Genomic DNA, 18,640 nt, shown 5'->3' on the forward strand with positions numbered 1-18,640 from the left:
TGGCCGGATCCGCCGTGGCGGTCGGCGGCTTCCCTGAGAGTGCACGTGCGATTGCAAGGTGTGCGGTGAATGATGGCTGTGTGAGCAATCAGAGCCCGTTCGGCGGCCGGACCGCCCAGGCCTTCCCGACGCTGCCCAAGGGCGACGTCCTCGGCACCTACGACAGCTACCCCGACGCCCAGCGCGTGGTGGCGAAGCTCGCCGAGGCCGACTTCCCGGTCAACCAGCTCTCGATCGTCGGCAACGACCTCAAGACCGTCGAGCGCGTCACCGGCAAGATGACGTACGGCCGTGCGGCGATCGCCGGCGCGCTGTCCGGCCTCTGGCTCGGCATCTTCTTCGGCATCGTGCTGACGCTCTTCTCGCCGAGTGCCGGTGGCCTCATCCTCGCCGCCGCCATCATCGGTGCGGCGTTCGGCATGCTCTACGGCATCGTCTCGTTCGCGATCACGAAGCGGCAGCGGGACTTCACGAGCGTGCACCAGGTCCTCGCGACGAACTACCAGATCGTCGTCGAGCCGCAGCTCGTGGGTCAGGCCCGTCGCATCCTCGGTGAGGCCGGGCTCGCCCCCACCACGCACTGGAACCCCGGTACGCCGGGTGCACCGGGACCGCAGAGCGGGCCGGGGGCCGGGTTCCAGGGGCAGCCGCCGCAGCAGCCGTGGCGTCCGGGTCCCGGTTCCGGCTCCGGTGCTCCCGGGTCCGGCGGGCAGTCGGCCGGGTCCGGTGGCGGGTGGGGCGCCGGTCAGCAGGGATCGCCGTACGGTGGGCACGCCACACCGCACCACCAGCCAGGAGGCGCGCAGCAGCCCGGCACGCCGCCCTCCGGCGCGCAGACGGGGACGCCGCGGTACGGCACGAACGAGGGGCCGCGCTACGGGGAGACCCCGGCGACCGCTCCCGCGCCGGCAGCGCCCGCGTCCGCACAGCAGCCGCGTGCGGAGGAGCCGCCGCGCTACGGGGAGCGGGTGACCGGGGCGACGCCGCCGGCGCCGAGCTCCGCCGAGTCCGCGGAGTCCGCGCCCCCGAAGGACGACGAGTCGCGCTGAGGCGCTGGCGGCCGCCGAGCTCGGGGCCGGGGTCGCACGACGCGCCGCTCACGTCCGCCGAGGTCGCTCGACGCGCCGCTCACGTCCGCCGAGGTCGCACGAACGGTCGTTCCCCGTCGCGGGGAGCGGCCGTTCCCGTGACCTCGGCGGCGTCCGTCCCGCTCGCGGATCGTCGAGCGGGCGGGACACGCCGCGCGCGGATCGTCGAGCGGGCGGGACACGCCGCGCGCGGGTCGTCGAGCGGGCGGGACACGCCGCGCGCGGGTCGTCGAGCGGGCGGGACACGCCGCGCGCAGGTCGTCGAGCGGGCGGGAACGGCCGCCGAGGTGCTGCGAGCGGGACGTACTTCGCCCGCTCGGAGCCCGGGCTAGAGGACCTTCGAGTAGCAGATCGAGGTCGGGACCCCGACGTACGGCCCGAAGTTCGCGATGCGCGTGAACCCCTCGCGCTCGTAGAACCCGATCGCACGCTTCTGCTCGTTCCCGGTCTCCAGCACGAGCGCCGGCGACCCGAGGTCGAGCGCAGCGTCCTCCAACCGACGCAGCAGCGCCGCCGCGACACCGGCACCCCGGGACTCCGGCCGGACGTACATCCGCTTGATCTCGGTGATGCCGTCCTGCACGACCCGCAGCCCGCCGCAGCCGAGCGGCGTGCCGTCGTCGTCCCGCGCGAGGAAGAACACCGCGATGGAGTCCGCCGTCGGCTTGTCGCCGGGTTCGGTGTCGCCGCCGTACGCACGGTCGATCTCCAGGCGCTGGGCGGCGCGGAGCCGCTGGGCGTCGGGGGAGTCGAAGTGCTCGACGTCGATCGAGAACGCGCTCTCGCTGGGGCTGGGGGAGACCTCCGGTGTCGTCACCCGCTCAGGCTAGCGGCCGGAGCGGGCGATCCACCCCTCCACTTCCGAGGGGGTCCGGGGGATGCCGACGGACAGGTTCTCGGCGCCGTCCTCGGTCACGAGGATGTCGTCCTCGATGCGGACGCCGATGCCGCGGAACTCCTCGGGCACGGTGAGGTCGTCCTGCTGGAAGTACAGGCCGGGCTCGATCGTGAAGACCATGCCGGCCTGCACGGTGCCGTCGATGTACATCTCACGCCGGGCCTTCGCGCAGTCGTGCACGTCGAGGCCGAGGTGGTGGCTCGTGCCGTGCACCATGTAGCGACGGTGGAACTGGTTGTCCTGCTGGAGCGATTCCTCGGCGCTGCCGGGCAGGAAGCCCCACTCGGCGGTCTTGCGGGCGATGACCTCCATCGCGGTGGCGTGCACCTGACGGAAGGTGATGCCGGGCTTCACGATGGCGAAGGCCGCGTCCGCCGCCTCGAGCACGGCTTCGTACACGAGGCGCTGCACGTCGGTGAAGGTGCCGCTCACCGGGAGCGTGCGGGTGATGTCGGCCGTGTAGAACGAGTCGACCTCGACCCCGGCGTCGATGAGGATCAGGTCGCCCGGCTCGACGGCACCGTCGTTGCGGGTCCAGTGCAGGATGCAGGCGTGGTGGCCGGAGGCGGCGATCGTGTCGTAGCCCACGGTGTTGCCGTCGGCACGGGCACGGCGGTTGAACGTGCCCTCGACGATGCGCTCGCCGCGGGGGTGCGCCAGGACCGCGTCGAAGTCGGCGATGACGTCGTCGAAGCCGGCCTTGGTCGCGTTCACGGCCTTCCGGAGCTCGTTGACCTCGTACGCGTCCTTCACGAGGCGCAGCTCGGAGAGGTCACGGGCGAGGGCGTCGTCCGTCGCGGGCACGCCGTCGGCCTCGGGCGCGCCACCGACGGCGCTGCCGATCCGGTCGTCGAGCCCACGGGTGAGGTCGGTGTCGGCGTCGCGCACGACGAGGGCCGAGGCGTCGAGTCCGGCGCGCACTGCGTCGAACGCGCCGAGGTCGGCGGTCGCGAGACCGAGGTCCGCCGAGACCTCGTCCAGCGAGGGGCGCGGGCCGACCCAGAACTCCCCGATCTCGGGGTTGGCGTAGAACTCCTCGGAGTCGCGCCCGGCGGTCGCGCGGAAGTACAGCGTGGCGTCGTGCCCGGAGCCGTTCGGCGTCATGACGAGCACGGAGCCGACGACGGTGTCGGTGCCCCAGCCGGTCAGGTGCGCGAACGCGGAGTGCGGGCGGAACGGGTAGTCGCAGTCGTTCGATCGCACCTTGGCCTGGCCGGACGGTACGACGATCGTCCGGCCCGGGTGCAGCTCGGAGAGCTTCGCGCGGCGTTCGGCAGCGAAGGCAGCCTGCTCGCGGGGCTCGGGCAGCGGACGGTCACGATCGGCCCACTGCGAGCCGATGTAGTCCTTGAACGTCGAGGATCCGGGGGTGGTGGAACGGTTGCTCGTCGCGCGGGGCGTGGTGTCGGACATGCACCCATCATCGCACCGCCCGTCGCTCCGCGGCCTGTGCGCCCGCTCACCTGTGGATAGCATTGTCGACGTGCCCGATCCGTTCATCGACCTGCACGCGCACTCGAGCGTCTCCGACGGCACCGAGCGACCCGCGGACCTCGTCCGGGCGGCAGCAGCCGCCGGACTGGACGCCGTCGCGCTGACGGACCACGACACGACCGCGGGGTGGGACGAGGCCACGGCGACCGTCCGCGACCTGCCGGTCACGCTCCTCCCGGGTCTCGAACTGAGCACCCGCGTCGGCTACCGCAGCGTGCACGTCCTCGGCTACCTGGTCGACCCCGCCGACCCGGCGCTCGTCGCCGAGACCGAACGGATCCGCGACGGACGCCTCGCCCGGGCCCGCCGGATGGTCGACCGCATCGGCCGCGACCACCCGATCACTTGGGACGACGTGCTCGCGCAGTCCCGCGACGGGGCCACGATCGGCCGCCCGCACATCGCCGACGCCCTCGTCGCTCGCGGGCTCGAGGCCGACCGCAGCGCGGCGTTCCGGGGGATCCTGCACCCGGCCTCCGGGTACTACGAGCCGCACGAGGCGCCGTCCCCGCTCCGGGGCGTCGAGCTCATCCGACAGGCCGGCGGCGTCCCCGTCATCGCCCATCCCGCCGCGTCGTCGCGGGGGATCGTGATCGACGAGCCGATGCTCCGCGAACTGGTCGAGGCCGGGCTCGGCGGGCTCGAGGTCGACCACCGCGAGAACCTCGCTCACGGCAAGCGCACCCTGCTCGACTGGGCGACGCGGTACGGCCTGTTCGTCACCGGGTCGAGTGACTACCACGGCACGGGCAAGCCGAACCGGCTGGGCGAGCACCGCACGGCGTTGGCGGCGTTCGACGCCATCCGCTCCGAGGCGACCGGCAGCGCGCCCGTCGTCGGCGTCGGCTCCCGCCTGGCCTGACCAGCGCGGCCGCTCCGCCAGGTGGGGACGACGAAGGGCCCGTCGCGTCGGCGACGGACCCTTCGGTGACGGCCTGGAGGCGCTACTCGCCGTCCGACGATCCCTGCGGCGCCGAGGCGGTCGCCTCGGACGAGCCGCTGCCGCTCCCGCGGCGGCGACGCCGACGACGACGCTTCGCGGCGCCGTCCGTCGAACCGTCGGCCGGTGCGCCCTCGGCACCACCGGACTGGGCCGGGGACTCGGCGTCCGCAGGCTGCGAGGCGGACCGTGCCGCGCCTCCCGAGCCGTTGCCGGAACCGGATGCCGAACCCGAGCCGGACCGCGTCCGGGTGCGGGGCGGACGCGAGCCGCTGCGCGGACGGTCGCCCGACTGCTTCTCGGCGGGGCCGCCGGCCGATGCCGCGTGCGCCGAAGCGCCGGGCAGACGGCCCTTGGTGCCGGCCGGGATGTCGAGTTCCTCGAACAGGTGCGGCGACGACGAGTAGGTCTCGACGGGCTCGGGGATGCCGAACTCGAGCGCCTTGTCGATCAGCGTCCACTTGTGCAGGTCGTCCCAGTCGACGAACGTGACCGCGATGCCGGTCTTGCCCGCACGGCCGGTGCGCCCGGCACGGTGCAGGTAGGTGTCCGGGTCGTCCGGGATGGTGTGGTTGATCACGTGCGTGACGTCGTCCACGTCGATGCCGCGGGCCGCGACGTCGGTGGCGATCAGCACGTCACGCTTGCCGGCCTTGAAGGCGGCCATGGCACGCTCGCGCTGCTCCTGGTTGAGGTCGCCGTGCACCGCTGCGGCGTTGAACCCGCGGTCCTTGAGCTCCTCGACGAGCTTCGCGGCGGCACGCTTCGTGCGGGTGAAGATCACGGTCTTGCCGCGCCCCTCGGCCTGCAGGATGCGGGCGATGACCTCGTCCTTGTCGAGCGAGTGCGCGCGGTAGATGAGGTGCTTGATGTTCGCCTGCATCAGACCCTCGTCGGGGTCGGTCGCGCGGATGTGCACCGGGCGGCTCATGAAGCGGCGGGCGAGCGCCACGATCGGCGCGGGCATCGTCGCCGAGAACAGCATCGTGTGCCGCACCTCGGGGATGGCCTGGAAGATGCGCTCGATGTCCGACAGGAACCCGAGGTCGAGCATGCGGTCGGCCTCGTCGAGGACGACCTCCTGCACGTGCGACAGGTCGAGCAGGCGCTGGCGCTGCAGGTCGATCAGGCGCCCGGGGGTGCCGACGACGATCTGGGCGCCGGCCTTGAGCTGCTCGATCTGCCCCTCGTACGCCTTGCCGCCGTAGATCGCCGCGATGGTCGTCGGGCGGTTCGAGGTGGCGAGCTCGAGGTCCTCGGTCACCTGGACCGCGAGTTCGCGGGTCGGCACGACGACGAGGGCCTTGACGCCGGGCGCCGGGTCGGCTCCGAGGCGCTGGATGAGGGGGAGGCCGAAGCCGAAGGTCTTGCCCGTACCCGTCTTGGCCTGGCCGATGATGTCCTGGCCGGTGAGGGCGAGCGGGATCGTCTGCTGCTGGATCGGGAAGGGCTCGAGGATGCCCTTCGTCGCGAGCGCGTCGACGATGTCCTGCTCGATGGAGAGGTCTGCGAAAGTCAAAGAATCACCTTAGTTCTGGTGGAAGTCCCGACCAGTCTACCGGCGGGTCGGGCTCGGTTCTCCAGGCCCCTATGCTGGAGCCGTGGTGTCGTGGTGGAACCGGAAGCGCGCGGCGGAGCTCGCGTCCGCGTGGCTCGCGTCGCGGAACCCGCGGAACGCCTCGCCCGTGGAACGTCTGCAGCTGGACGACGTCAGCCCCGAGCTGGACGTCTACCTGGGCCAGGCGGCGTACCTCGAACTCTCCCTCTACGAGACGATGGGCCGCGCCGGGGCCGGTGCGCCGACCCTGTCCGGACGGCTCGTCACGGGCGTGCTCGCGACGACGGCGCTCGAACGGCACCGCGCCATCGTCGCCGAGATCGAACGGACCGGCGGTGACCCGGCTGCGCTGATGGCCCCCCACCGCGAGGCGATCGACCTCTTCCTCGAGCGCACGAGCGGCGCGGACTGGTACGAGTCGATGCTCACGGGCTACGTCACCGCGGGGATCCTCAACGACCTGTTCGGCTCGCTGCTCCGGTCGCTCCCGGCCGAGGTCCGGCAGCGCCTGAAGACCGTGTTCGACGCGCGCGAGGAAGCCGCCGTCGTCGAGGAACTCACCGAACGCATCGCCGAGGACCCGCAGGTCGGGTCGCGACTGGCGATGTGGGGACGGCGGCTCGTCGGGGACACGTTGCTCGTGGCCCGGTCGGCGCTCGCGTCGCACGCTCGTGAGGACCAGGAACGGCTCGAGCCGGTCTGGACCGAGCTCATCGCTGCGCACACGCGGCGCATGGACGCGCTCGGCCTGACGGCCTGACGGCCCCCGGGTCAGGCGCCGGAGGCCTTGACGCGCTCGTAGTACGCCGCGTCGGCAGCCGTACGGCGCTTGCCGAGGACCCACTCGGCGACGAGGGCGACCACACCGGCACCGACCAGGGCGACGACCCAGATCCAGGTCGCGTCGTACTGCCAGCCGGCCCAGGTCAGGGCCTCCCACAGCACCGCGGCGACGATGCCGCCGACCGCGGGGCCGAGCAGGGAACCACGGCTCGACCGCCAGGGCAGGACCACGTGCGCGACGGCCCCGAGGATCAGCCCGCCGAGGACCGCGAAGAGCAGCTCCACGTCAGGCGACGAAACCGATGCGACGGGACTCCTCCGCGCCGACCTCGACGTAGGCGAGGGACGCGACGGGGACGATGAACCGACGGCCCTTGTCGTCCTGCAGCGAGAGGTGCGTCGCCTTGTCGTCGAGCGCGGCCGCGACGGCCTTCTCGATCTCGTCGGCGGTCTGGGCGGTCTCGAACGCGATCTCGCGCGGGCTGTTGGTGATGCCGATCTTGATGTCCACGAGCACAGCGTATCCGAGCGGCCCCGACGGCCATCGGGCGTTCGCCGCAGGCGCACTGTCGGTCGCTGCGGTTACCGTACGAGGGTGCCCCAGACGACGCTCACGCCCGCACCCGAGGCTACGGGCGTCGCGCGGGCGTTGGCGTCCGACCCGTCGCAGGCCGCCGTGCTCGCGCTGCCGGACGGCCGGCACGCCGCGGTCATCGGCGCACCGGGCACCGGCAAGACGACCACGCTGTCGCGGCTGGTGGCAGCACGGCTCACGCGCGACGACGCGATCTCGCCTGACGGTCACGCCACCGTCCTCGCCCTGACGAGCGCCCGCACGGCCGCGACCGCGCTCCGCGACCGGCTCGCCGCCTCGGTCGACCGGGTGATGCCGGGTGCACTCGCACGGACGGTGAACTCGCTGGCCTTCCAGCTCGTCGCGCACGCCGCCGCCGTCCAGGGCCTCGAGACCCCGACCCTCCTGACCGGTGGCGAGCAGGACCGCATCATCGCCGACCTGCTCGACGGGCACGAGACCGACGGCACGGGTCCGGACTGGCCGGCACCGATCACCGCCGTCGTCCGCGAACGCGCCGGCTTCCGCACCGCCCTGCGCGACGTCATGATGCGGGCGGTCGCCGCGGGCGTGGAACCCGAGGACATGCGCGAACTGGGGGACGACACCGGGCGTCCGGAGTGGCGGGCCGTCGGGAACTTCGTCGACGAGTACCGCGCCGCCGTGACCTCGTTCCGCGCCACCAGCCTCGACGCCGCCGAACTCGTCGCCTACGCCACGGCCGCCGTCCTGCGGGGGCAGGTCCCGGCGAGCGTCGCCGCGCTGCGCCTCGTCGTGGTCGACGACACGCAGGAGCTCGTCGAGGGGGAGATCGCGCTGCTCGGGGCGCTCGCCCGCTCCGGCGTGCAGATCGTCGCCTTCGGTGACCCCGACATCGCCGCGTCGGCGTTCCGCGGGGCCGAGCCCGACGTGCTCGGCCGCCTGGCCTCCCGGCTCGGTGTGGACCGCGTCGACGAGCTGGTCCTCGGCACGGTGCACCGGCACGCGGCACCCGTCCGCGCGCTCGTCTCCGGCATCACGGCGCGCATCGGTGCCGCCGCGGCCGGACGGCAGCGCACCGCCGTGGCGACCACGGCGGACGCCCGACCCGACGCCGTCGTGCACCTCGAGGGCGCGAGCCGTGCGGCGCTCGTCGTCGCGATCGCCCGGCGGCTCCGCGAACACCGGTTGCTCGACGGCGTCCCGTGGCACCGGATGGCCGTCGTCACCCGCAGCGGTGCCGCGATCCCCGAGCTCGTCCGTGCGCTCTCCGTGGCCGAGGTCCCCGCGACCGCCGGGGCCGCGCCCGTCCGACCCCGCGACGACACCGCGGCGCGGTCCCTGCTCGACGCCGCGGCCGTCGCGCTCGGGGTCCTCCCGCTCGACCCGGTGCTCGCGACGTCCTTCGCGACCGGGCCGCTCGGCGGGCTCGACACCCTGGCGATGCGGCGACTCCGCCTCGCGCTGCGGCGGGAAGAACTCGCCGGTGGCGGGACCCGCACGGCCGACGAACTCCTCGTGGACGCCCTCGGCGCGCCCGAGCGCCTGGCGACCGTCGACGCCGGGTTCGCCCGACGCGCGACGCGGCTCGCGCGGAGCCTGGTGCAGGCGCACCACGACGCCGAGTCCGGTGCGAGCATCGAGGAGATCCTCTGGGGCCTCTGGGAACGGAGCGGGCTCGCCGACGCCTGGGGCGGCCAGTCGGCTGCCGGCGGGGTCGGTGCGGCCGAGGCCGACCGGCACCTCGACGCCGTGGTCGGGCTGTTCACCGCGGCGAAGCGGTTCGTCGAGCGTACGCCGGACGCCCCCGCGCGGGTGTTCGTCGACGACCTGCTCGGCGCCGACCTGCCCGAGGACTCGATCGGCCCCGACCGCACCGCCGGCCGGGTCCGCGTGCTCACCCCCTCGGCCACGATCGGGCTCGAGTGCGACGTCGTCGTGGTGCTCGGGCTGCAGGACGGCGTCTGGCCGAACACCCGGGTACGGGGCAGCCTGCTCGACCCCGACGGCCTGGTCCGTGCCGCCGCGGGGATCGACCACGAGACGATCGACGACCGCGCCGCCGTGATCGCCGACGAACTCCGCCTGTTCGCCCGTGCGGTGTCCCGCGCCACCACCCAGGTGATCATCGGGACGGTGGCGAACGACGACGAGGCACCATCGCCGTTCGTCCGCCTCGTGCCCGTGCCGCCCGACCGGCAGCCGACCGTGCACCCGCTGTCCCTGCGCGGCCTCGCCGGATCGCTCCGTCGGCGCGTGGTGGCCTCGGGCGACCACGAGGCCGCGTCCGCGCTCGCACGCCTGGCCGAGGCCGAGGTCCCCGGCGCCGCTCCGGACGACTGGTACGGGCTCGCCGAGCCCTCGACCGACGACCCCCTCGTCGACCTCGACGCCGAGCCGGCACCCGAGCACGAGGGCGGCGAGCCCGTGCCCCCGACGGTGTCCGTCTCGCCCTCCCGCATCGGCACCTTCGAGGAGTGCCCCGTGCACTGGTTCGTGCAGACCTTCGGCGGCAGCGCCCCGAGCCCCGCGATGGGCATCGGGACGATCGTGCACGAGACCATGGAGCACGCCACCGCCGTCGACGTGGAGTCCCTGTGGCAGCACGTCGAGGGCCGGTGGGACGAGCTGACGTTCGAGTCGCCGTGGATCGCCGATCGCGAACGCGCCCGCACCCGTCGCATGATCGAGGGACTGAGCGACTACCTCCGCACCTTCGCGAGTGCCGGACGCCGACTGCTCGGCGCCGAGACCTCGTTCGCGCTCGTCACCGGGCCGGCACGGATGCGCGGCAGCATCGACCGGATCGAGGTCGACCCGGACGGCCGGGTCAGCGTCGTCGACCTCAAGACCGGGCGCTCGATGCCGAGCGAGAAGAACGACATGCCCGAACACCCCCAGCTCGGCGCGTACCAGCTCGCGGTCGAGGACGGCGCGGTCGAGGGGGTCCCCGCCGGCTCGGCGATGGCCGATGCCCGGCTCGTGTTCGTGCAGAACGCCCGCAGCGGCCGTGCCTACTCCGAGCGGACGCAGCAGGCGTTCGACGACGGGGCGCGTGAGGCCTACCGCCAGCGGCTGCACACCGTGGCGACGGGCATGGCCGGACGGACCTTCCTGGCGAACGTCGACGACCACTGCGAGAAGGCCCGGACCGGCGTCGAGTGCCGGATCCACGTCGTGGGCGAGGTGACCTGGTGAACGAGGAACAGCTGCTCGGCCCCGACGGTGCCCGCACCGCCGATCCGGACCGCGTCGAGCCGCCGCGGCACGACGCCGACGCGATCGCCGACGCCCTCGGACGCCCGCGCCCCACGGCGCAGCAGCGAGCCGTCATCGAGTCCCCGCTCACCCCGGCGCTCGTCGTCGCGGGAGCCGGCAGCGGGAAGACCGAGACGATGGCGTCGCGGGTCGTCTGGCTGCTCGCGAACGGGATGGTCCGCCCCGACGGCATCCTCGGCCTGACCTTCACCCGCAAGGCCGCCGGCGAGCTGTCGGTCCGCATCAACGACCGCATCCGCGCGCTCGAGGACGTCGGGCTGCTCGAAGCCGGTGACGCGTTCGAGGCGCCGACGGTGTCCACCTACAACGCGTTCGCCAACTCGGTCTTCCGCGAGAACGCCCTGCTCGTCGGCCGCGACGGCGAGTCCCAGGTGCTCACCGAACCGTCCGCCTGGCAGCTCGCGCGCCGGGTCGTCGTCGCAGCGCGGGATGACCGGCTGGCCGGGCTCGACCGCGACGTCGACACCGTGACCGCCGCGGTCGTCTCGCTCGCCGGCGCGGTGTCCGAGCACCTCGTCGAACCGGAGCGGTTGCGTCGGTTCGCGATCGAGTTCGCCGAGCTGCTCCAGCTGCCGGGGAACGCCCGCGGCGGCGCGTACAAGGCGATCACCGACGCCGTCGCCGCGGTCGGTGCCCTCGAACCCCTCGTCGACCTGGTGGAGGAGTTCCGCCGGCAGAAGGTGGACCGCGGGTTCGTGGAGTTCTCCGACCAGATCGCCCTCGCCCTCGCCGCGGCCGAGTCGGCACCGCGCGTCGTCACCGACCTCCGGCAGCGGTACGGCGTCGTGCTCCTCGACGAGTACCAGGACACCTCGGTCGTGCAGACGCGGTTCCTCGCCCGGCTCTTCCGCGGGCACCCGGTGATGGCGGTCGGCGACCCCCACCAGTCCATCTACGGGTTCCGTGGGGCGAGCGCCGCCAACCTCGCCCGGTTCCCGCGGGACTTCGGCGGGACGTCCGACGACGGCGCCGACGCCGCACGCCCCGTCACCTTCGCGCTCTCCACCAGCTGGCGGAACCCGGTCGACGTCCTCGCCGGCGCCAACGCCGTCGTCGCGCCCCTGTCCGAGGCGTCCGAGGTCGACGTCGAGCGCCTCGTCCCCCGACCCGGGGCGGACGCCGGGACGGTCCACGCCGTGTTCCCGGAGACCCTCCCGGACGAGGCCGCCGCCGTGGCGGAGTGGTTCGCCGCGCGCCGCGCCGCCGACCCGACGGGGTCGATGGCGCTCCTGCTGCGCTCGCGGAAGGACGTCGCCGCGTTCACCGCCGCCCTGGGCGACCGTCGCGTGCCGTTCCACGTGCTCGGCACCGGCGGACTCCTGCAGCGGCCGGAGATCGTCGACCTCGTCGCGTGCCTCCGCGTGCTGCACGACCCCGCCGCCGGCAACGACCTCATCCGGCTGCTCGCCGGCGCCCGGTGGCGGATCGGCGCCGCGGACATCGCCGCCCTGCACGCCCTGGCCCGCTGGCTGTTCGGCCGCGACCACACCCAGCAGCGACTCGACGACGACGTCACCGCAGCCTTCCGGGCATCGGTCGCCGCGGGGGAGCACGGCTCGATCGTCGACGCCCTCGACTTCGTCGCCACCGCCCCGGACGAGCACGGCGCGCTCGCCGACATCAGCGAGACCGGACGCCTCCGGATGCGCGACCTCGGCCGCCAGCTCCAGGCGCTCCGGTCCCGGGCCAGCGGCGACCTCGTCGACTTCGTCACGCTCGTCGTGCAGGAGATGCGGCTCGACATCGAGGTCGCCGCGCACGAGCAGGGGAGCGGGGCGTTCCTCGACGCCTTCATCGACGAGCTCGCGGGCTTCGTGACGACTGACGACCGGGCCGACCTCGGTGCGTTCCTCGGCTGGATCGACGCCGCTGCCCGTCGTGACGACATGGGTCCCCGCTCCGAGGAGCCCGAGGCCGGCACCGTGCAGATCCTGACGATCCACGGGTCGAAGGGCCTCGAGTGGGACGCCGTGGCGGTTCCCCGACTGGTCGAGGGTGCGCTCCCGGCCCGCCCGCTGGAGGGCTCGTCCGGGTGGATCGGCTTCGGCCGGCTGCCGTACGAGTTCCGGGGCGACGCCGACGAGCTGCCGCGACTGGACTGGCGCGGGCACGACACGCAGAAGGACGTCACGCTCGCGATCGACGCCTACAAGGAACAGGTGAAGGCCCGCAACGAGGACGAGGAGCGCCGCCTCACCTACGTCGCGCTCACCCGGGCGAAGCACGACCTGCTCGTCTCCGGCTCGTTCTGGGCGGGCGGGGTCCGACCCACCGAACCGAGTCGGTACCTGCGGGACCTCGTCGACGCCGGTGTCGTGGCCGCCGCCGCCGTCCCCGAGACGACCGAGCACGAGGAGAACCCCCTCGGTGACGCCGGGGCCACGCAGTCCTGGCCGCACGTGCCGTTCGGGCAGCGCGCCGCCCGGGTGGTCGCCGCCGCCGACCGCGTGCGGAACGCCAACCCCGGGGCGGCCGGTCGGTTCAGCGCCGACATCGACCTGTTGCTCGCGGAGCGCGCCGCGAACCGGTCGGCCCGGCACCGGGTGGTCGTCCCGCACCGCGTCCCGGCGTCCGGGTTCAAGGACTACCTGGCCGAACCGGACGCCGTGGCCGAGCGGCTGCGGCGACCGATGCCGGAGCGGCCCTACCGCGCGACCCGCCTCGGCACGCTCTTCCACCAGTGGGTCGAGCAGCGTGCCCGCAGCGGCGGTTCGCTCGAGACGCTCGACGCCTGGCCGGACGAACTCGACCTCGACCCGGACGACGTGGTCGACGCCTCGGCGGACGTCGCGGTCACCGACGACGACGCCCGGCGGCTCGCCGACTTCCAGGCGACCTTCGCCCGGTCACGGTGGGCGGAGCTGACACCGATCGAGGTCGAGCGCGAGATCCACATCCCGTTCCTCGGCCACAGCGTCGTCTGCAAGCTCGATGCGGTGTACGAGATCCACGGCCGGGCCGAGGTCGTCGACTGGAAGACCGGCAAGGCCCCGTCGGGCGACGACGACCTGGCGAAGCGGCAGTTGCAGCTCGCGCTGTACCGGGTCGCCTACGCGGAGTTCACCGGGCGTCCGATCGACGAGGTCGACGCGGTGTTCTACTTCGTGGCCGACGACCTCGAGGTCCGGCCGCGCGAACTCCTCGACCGCGCCGGACTCGAGCGCGCCTGGCGGGACGCGATCGGCTGACGCCGGCCGGCGCCGGCTCGGCGCCGGCTCGGCGTCGGCCGGCCGCGCTGACGCCGGCCCGCACGTCGAACCACGAATCCGACGTCGAACCACGCACGGACGCTGGTTCGATGTCGGAACCGTGGTTCGATCCGGACCGGTGGCGCGGCGGACCGCCGGCGACGGGGCGGGGGCGAGCCGCGCCTCCAGGGCCGTCACGCGTCAGCCGCGCCGAAGCGCGTCAGCCGTGCCGACACGGGTCAGCCGCGCCGATGCGGCAGCCGCGCCGAAGCGCGTCAGCCGTGCCGACGCTCGGTCGACGACAGCAGCTGCTCGACCTCGCCGATCTCCATCGTCTCCGGCGAGACCGACTGCAGCGGTGCCGCGCTCGGCGTCTGGACCGCGTCCACCAGCCGGTGCATCATCGCGACCGCGTCGTCGACGACCTCGGTGCTCTTCACCTGCACGCCGTGCAGCAGCCACTGCGCGGTCTCGAGCTCGTGGTGCACCCGCGCGCGCTGCGCGAGCTGCCGGTCCCGCCCGCCGCCGTTCGCCTCGTACGCGCTGAGGACGGTGTCGAACGCGTCCTTGCGGCCGGCGAGCACCCACGCGAGGTCCTTCGCCGGGTCGCCGAGCCGCAGCTCGCCCCAGTCGATGACGCCGGAGACGTCGTCACCGGAGACCAGGATCGTCTCGGTGCCGAGCGACCCGTGCACGACGGTGGGCGTGAACTGCCAGAGCTGCTGGTCGCGTGCCGCGCCCTCCCACCGCTCCTTGAGCGCCGCCGGGACGAGCTTCGTGGCGACCGCGCGGTCCATCACGGAGACGGCGGAGCGCAGGACCTCGAACGGGGTGAGGGACGGCAGCCCGGCGTCGGTGACGAAGCTCGTCGGCAGCTGGTGGATCGCTGCGATCGCCCGGCCGACGCTGGTCGCGAGCTCCGGTCGTTCGACGAGGGCCTGCAGCTTCGGGTGCGTCCCGGGCAGGTACGAGGTGACGATGGCGCGGGTCGAGCCGATCGGCGCTTGTCCGCGGTACTCGGCGACGCCGAACGGGAGGCGCGTGCGGATCCCGGCGCTCAGCGCCCGGATCGCGACGAGGTCGGCGGACTGTCGGGCCTCGGCCCGCTGGTTGCGTGGGCGGCGGATCGCGGACCAGGCGCCGTCGGCGTCGCGGAGGACGGCCGACTCGTAGTCCCCGGACGCGGCCGAGCCGAGCGTGCGCGTGCCCGTGACGACGAGGCCTGAGACGGCCGTGGTCGCCAACGCGGCTAGAGTGAACTGGGATCCCGCCATGCCCCTCAGGGTAGGTCCGCAGCCGGTGGTCGAGCGTGCGCCACGCTGGCCCGCGGCAGCCCGGGCTCCCGCACCGCCGACCCGATCCGACCCGAGGAGCCCCCTGCCGTGACCGTCGAGTTCGCCGCGAGGCTGCCCCTCTCCCGCAACGACCTCGACCGCGACGCGGAGTTCCGCACGACGGACGACCTCGACCGGGTGCTGCGGGACGACCCGTCGACCCGGTACCTGCCCGTCCGCGGCTCCGAGATGCTGCGGAACGCCGACGGCACCCTCCGTTTCGTCTCCGCCGATGCCGTGCCGGTCGACGCGGTGACGCTGTACCTCGGTCGCGCCGTCTCCGACGCCCCCGATGCGCCCGCCGGCACCCGGTTCGTCGCCGCGTTCCTCGACGCCGAGACCTCCGCCCGGATCGAACCGGCCGACGACGCGTGGGAGAGCCTGCGGATGTTCGGGACCGAGCTGTCGCCGCGCGACCAGGGCCTCGCGGTCGAGGCCGTGGCGATGGCGAACTGGCACGCCGTGCACGGCTTCTCGCCCCGCACCGGGTCCGCGACCGACGTGGTCACCGGCGGCTGGGTGCGCCGCGATCCCGAGGGGCACGAGCACTTCCCGCGCACCGACGCGGCGATCATCGTCGGGGTCACCGACGCCGACGATCGGATCCTGCTCGGGTCGAACGCGGCGTGGGACGCGGACCGGTACTCGCTGCTCGCGGGCTTCGTCGAGCCGGGGGAGTCGCTCGAGGACGCCGTCCGGCGCGAGGTCTGGGAGGAGTCCGGCGTCCGCGTCGAGGAACCCGAGTACCTCGGCTCGCAGCCGTGGCCGTTCCCGGCGTCGCTCATGCTCGGCTTTCGCGCTCGTGCGGTGGACGGGGACCCGACGACGGCCCGGCCGGACGGCGTGGAGATCCTCGACGTCCGGTGGTTCTCGCGCGACGAGATCCGGGAGCGTGCGGGCGACACCCTGCTGCTGCCGGGCAAGACGTCGATCGCCCGCGCCATCATCGAAGAGTGGTACGGCGGGCCGCTGGACCTGCCGTGAGCAGCGCCGCCGCCGGGGCCGGGGCCGGGGCCGAGCCGCTCCGACCGCCGTCGCCGGACGAGCTCCTCGCCGCCCTCGACGCCGAACAGCGCACCGTCGCCCGGACCCTGCTCGGTCCCGTGGCCGTCCTCGCCGGCGCCGGCACCGGCAAGACCCGCGCCATCACGCACCGCATCGCGTACGGCGTCGCGACCGGCACCTACGCGCCGAACCACGTCCTCGCCCTGACCTTCACCACCCGGGCGGCCGGCGAACTGCGGTCGCGGCTGCGCTCCCTCGGGGCGGGCACGGTGCAGGCCCGCACGTTCCACGCCGCGGCGATGGCGCAGCTCAGCTACTTCTGGCCGGACACCGTCGGCGGCCACGCCCCGAAGATCGTCGAGTCCAAGGGCCGGATGATCGCGCACGCGGCGGACACGGTCGGCCTGCGGGTGGACACCCCGACGCTCCGCGACCTGGCCGGCGAGGTCGAGTGGCGGAAGGTCCAGATGTTCTCGTACGACGAGTACGAGGCCGCGGCGGCCGAACGGGTCATGCCGCGTGACACCCCGCCGCGCCGGGTCCTCGACCTCATGCGCGCGTACGAGCAGCTCAAGGACGACCGGCGGCAGCTCGACTTCGAGGACGTCCTGCTCGCGACGCTCGGCATGGTGGAGTCCGAGCCGCGGGTGGCGTCGTACGTCCGGCAGCAGTACCGCTTCTTCGTCGTGGACGAGTACCAGGACGTCTCGCCCGTGCAGCACGACCTGCTGCGCGCGTGGCTCGGCGGTCGGGACGACGTCTGCGTCGTCGGCGACGCCAGCCAGACGATCTACTCGTTCGCGGGGGCGTCGAGTCGCTACCTGCTCGGCTTCGGCTCGGAGTTCCCCCGCGGATCCGTGCTGCGGCTCGAGCGGAACTACCGCTCCACGCGCGAGGTGGTGCACGCCGCGAACGCGCTCATGCGCGGGCAACCGGGCGCCCTCGACCTCGTCGCGCAGCACACCGAGCCCGGACCACGGCCCGAGGTGCTGGCGTGCGTGCACGACGGCGACGAGGCGCAGACGGTCGCCCGGACCATCGCGTCGCTGGTCGCCGACCCGGCCTCGGGCGCGTCCTACGGGGACGTCGCGGTGCTCTACCGCCTCGGCGCCCAGGCCGCCGCGGTCGAGTCGGCGCTCGGACGCGCGGGCATCCCGTACCGGGTCCAGGGCGGCACCCGCTTCTTCGACCGCCCCGAGGTCAAGCTCGCGGTGCACCACATGCGGGGCGAGGCCGTCCGGCAGACCGACGACGAGCTCACCCGGCGGGTCGGCCTCGTGCTGCAGGTGAGCGGGTGGACGCCGACGCCACCGGAGGGCACCGGCGCCGTGCGCGAGCAGTGGGAAGCGCTGCAGGCGATCATGGGCCTCGCCGAGGACGCTCCCGCCGGCACGACGATGCAGCAGTTCACGCAGGACCTGGTGGACCGTGCCGCGACGCACCACGAGCCGGAGCTGGACGCCGTGACCCTCGCCACGCTGCACTCGTCCAAGGGCCTGGAGTGGCCGCACGTCGTGGTGATCGGTGTGGCCGAGGGGCTGCTCCCGATCTCGTACGCAACGACCGACGCCGAGATCGACGAGGAACGCCGGCTCTTCTACGTCGGGCTGACCCGTGCCCGCCGGTCGGTGACGGTCACGTGGTCGCGACAGGGTTCCACGCGTGGGGGAGCCCGGGTGGCGAGTCGGTTCCTGGCAGCGCTCGGCACGAACAGCGCGGATGGAACGTCACCGGGAGTCGACTGACCGACAGGTCGTCGCGGTCGAAGACCAGTTGGTCCGGACCGGGGTGCTGGGTTCGGGACGGCAGCCGTTCGAGGAGCATCCGGGTCGCCGCCGCCGCGACCGCCGCGATCCGGTAGGGCGAGAGCGGTGCCGCGGGGCGGCCCCACACCTGCGCCGCGATGGCCGGCCAGCACGGGTCGTCGTCGACGTGCGCGTACTCGACGCACTGGAGGCACGGCCCGGAACCCGGGACGACGAACGGCCCGAGGCGCACGCGTCCGTCCCCGACGACGACCGGCAGGTGCGCGGTGCCCCGCCGGGTCCAGGCCGCGCGGACCGCCGGGTCGACGACGTGGTCGGCAACCACCACGGCGAGCTGGGGATCCGGGTCGGGGACGGTCACCGGTCCGCCCCGCGGCGCCGTCGTGCGTGCGACCGTGACGCCCTCGCCCGAGAGCAGTTCGGCGACCGCGTCCGGCAGGGTCCCGGTGCCGTGCACCTCGACCCGGGCCAGCGGTTCCGGCAGGACGTCGACGACCGCGGGCGAGGCATCCCCGAGGACGCGCGCGGCGAGACCGGGCGGACACCCGCTCGCCGCGGCGACCCCGGAAAGCGCGTCACGGCCGGTCTCGCGGCGGAGTGCGCACAGGAACCGTTCCTCGGCCGTACTCGGGACCGGCACGACGGCGCGCGGCGGATCGACCCCGAGCTGGACGGTGGCCGGGTCGCGCCAGACGAACTCGAGGGTCGGATCGATGCGGATGCCCATGCCCCCACGCTGGCGGACCAGACGCCC

General features: G+C 73.8%; 14 protein-coding genes. 7 read left to right on the plus strand and 7 right to left on the minus strand.

Annotated features, from left to right (window positions below; genetic code table 11):
- The first annotated feature begins 80 nt into the window (after window positions 1-80).
- Window positions 81-1,049 (plus strand): general stress protein, encoded by a 969-nt coding sequence (locus JSX79_RS03685; RefSeq protein ID WP_229085194.1) that lies wholly within the window; start codon window positions 81-83, stop codon window positions 1,047-1,049.
- A gap of 367 nt (window positions 1,050-1,416) precedes the next feature.
- Here JSX79_RS03685 and JSX79_RS03690 read toward each other — a convergent pair whose 3' ends face one another.
- Entirely contained in the window at window positions 1,417-1,905 is a 489-nt protein-coding gene (locus JSX79_RS03690; protein ID WP_092384196.1) for a GNAT family N-acetyltransferase, read from the minus strand.
- A 9-nt stretch (window positions 1,906-1,914) separates the two neighbouring features.
- Window positions 1,915-3,399 (minus strand): aminopeptidase P family protein, encoded by a 1,485-nt coding sequence (locus JSX79_RS03695; RefSeq protein WP_229085195.1) that lies wholly within the window; start codon window positions 3,397-3,399, stop codon window positions 1,915-1,917.
- Between the two features lie 70 nt (window positions 3,400-3,469).
- On the opposite strand from JSX79_RS03695, the gene JSX79_RS03700 reads away from it, so the two are divergent.
- A complete protein-coding gene (locus tag JSX79_RS03700) occupies window positions 3,470-4,342 on the plus strand; it encodes a PHP domain-containing protein (RefSeq protein ID WP_083295020.1) in 873 nt (290 codons plus the stop codon).
- Between the two features lie 82 nt (window positions 4,343-4,424).
- Here the strand turns inward: JSX79_RS03700 and JSX79_RS03705 are convergent, their stop codons facing one another.
- Window positions 4,425-5,939, minus strand: coding sequence for a DEAD/DEAH box helicase (locus JSX79_RS03705; protein WP_071294990.1), 1,515 nt, complete (start codon window positions 5,937-5,939; stop codon window positions 4,425-4,427).
- 82 nt (window positions 5,940-6,021) lie between these two features.
- Between JSX79_RS03705 and JSX79_RS03710 the strand changes: the two genes are divergently transcribed.
- A complete protein-coding gene (locus tag JSX79_RS03710) occupies window positions 6,022-6,738 on the plus strand; it encodes a ferritin-like fold-containing protein (RefSeq protein WP_070416686.1) in 717 nt (238 codons plus the stop codon).
- Between the two features lie 11 nt (window positions 6,739-6,749).
- On the opposite strand, the gene JSX79_RS03715 is transcribed toward JSX79_RS03710, so the two are convergent.
- On the minus strand, window positions 6,750-7,046 hold the full coding sequence (locus JSX79_RS03715) for a hypothetical protein (RefSeq protein WP_070416685.1): 297 nt from the start codon (window positions 7,044-7,046) through the stop codon (window positions 6,750-6,752).
- Between the two features lies 1 nt (window position 7,047).
- Window positions 7,048-7,272 carry a DUF3107 domain-containing protein gene (locus JSX79_RS03720; RefSeq protein ID WP_070419176.1) on the minus strand — a complete coding sequence of 75 codons (225 nt, stop codon included), beginning with the start codon at window positions 7,270-7,272 and terminating at the stop codon, window positions 7,048-7,050.
- A gap of 84 nt (window positions 7,273-7,356) precedes the next feature.
- Between JSX79_RS03720 and JSX79_RS03725 the strand changes: the two genes are divergently transcribed.
- Both JSX79_RS03725 and JSX79_RS03730 read left to right on the plus strand, forming a co-directional pair.
- Window positions 7,357-10,512 carry a UrvD/REP family ATP-dependent DNA helicase gene (locus JSX79_RS03725; protein ID WP_229085196.1) on the plus strand — a complete coding sequence of 1,052 codons (3,156 nt, stop codon included), beginning with the start codon at window positions 7,357-7,359 and terminating at the stop codon, window positions 10,510-10,512.
- Window positions 10,509-13,781: an ATP-dependent DNA helicase gene (locus JSX79_RS03730; protein ID WP_229085197.1), complete on the plus strand. Its 3,273-nt coding sequence runs from the start codon at window positions 10,509-10,511 to the stop codon at window positions 13,779-13,781. Before JSX79_RS03725 ends, JSX79_RS03730 begins: the two co-directional genes overlap by 4 nt.
- 275 nt (window positions 13,782-14,056) lie before the next feature.
- On the opposite strand, the gene JSX79_RS03735 is transcribed toward JSX79_RS03730, so the two are convergent.
- Window positions 14,057-15,055 (minus strand): phosphotransferase, encoded by a 999-nt coding sequence (locus tag JSX79_RS03735; protein ID WP_070416684.1) that lies wholly within the window; start codon window positions 15,053-15,055, stop codon window positions 14,057-14,059.
- Between the two features lie 108 nt (window positions 15,056-15,163).
- Here JSX79_RS03735 and nudC point away from each other — a divergent pair, with 108 nt between their 5' ends.
- Both nudC and JSX79_RS03745 read left to right on the plus strand, forming a co-directional pair.
- A complete protein-coding gene (gene nudC / locus JSX79_RS03740) occupies window positions 15,164-16,099 on the plus strand; it encodes an NAD(+) diphosphatase (RefSeq protein ID WP_229085198.1) in 936 nt (311 codons plus the stop codon).
- On the plus strand, window positions 16,096-17,865 hold the full coding sequence (locus JSX79_RS03745) for an ATP-dependent helicase (RefSeq protein ID WP_229085199.1): 1,770 nt from the start codon (window positions 16,096-16,098) through the stop codon (window positions 17,863-17,865). Before nudC ends, JSX79_RS03745 begins: the two co-directional genes overlap by 4 nt.
- On the opposite strand, the gene JSX79_RS03750 is transcribed toward JSX79_RS03745, so the two are convergent.
- Window positions 17,756-18,613 (minus strand): hypothetical protein, encoded by an 858-nt coding sequence (locus tag JSX79_RS03750; protein ID WP_229085200.1) that lies wholly within the window; start codon window positions 18,611-18,613, stop codon window positions 17,756-17,758. The genes JSX79_RS03745 and JSX79_RS03750 overlap by 110 nt on opposite strands.
- Window positions 18,614-18,640 lie beyond the last annotated feature (27 nt).

Origin of the sequence: Curtobacterium sp. GD1 (assembly GCF_020882855.1) — a bacterium.
Lineage (GTDB): Bacteria > Actinomycetota > Actinomycetes > Actinomycetales > Microbacteriaceae > Curtobacterium.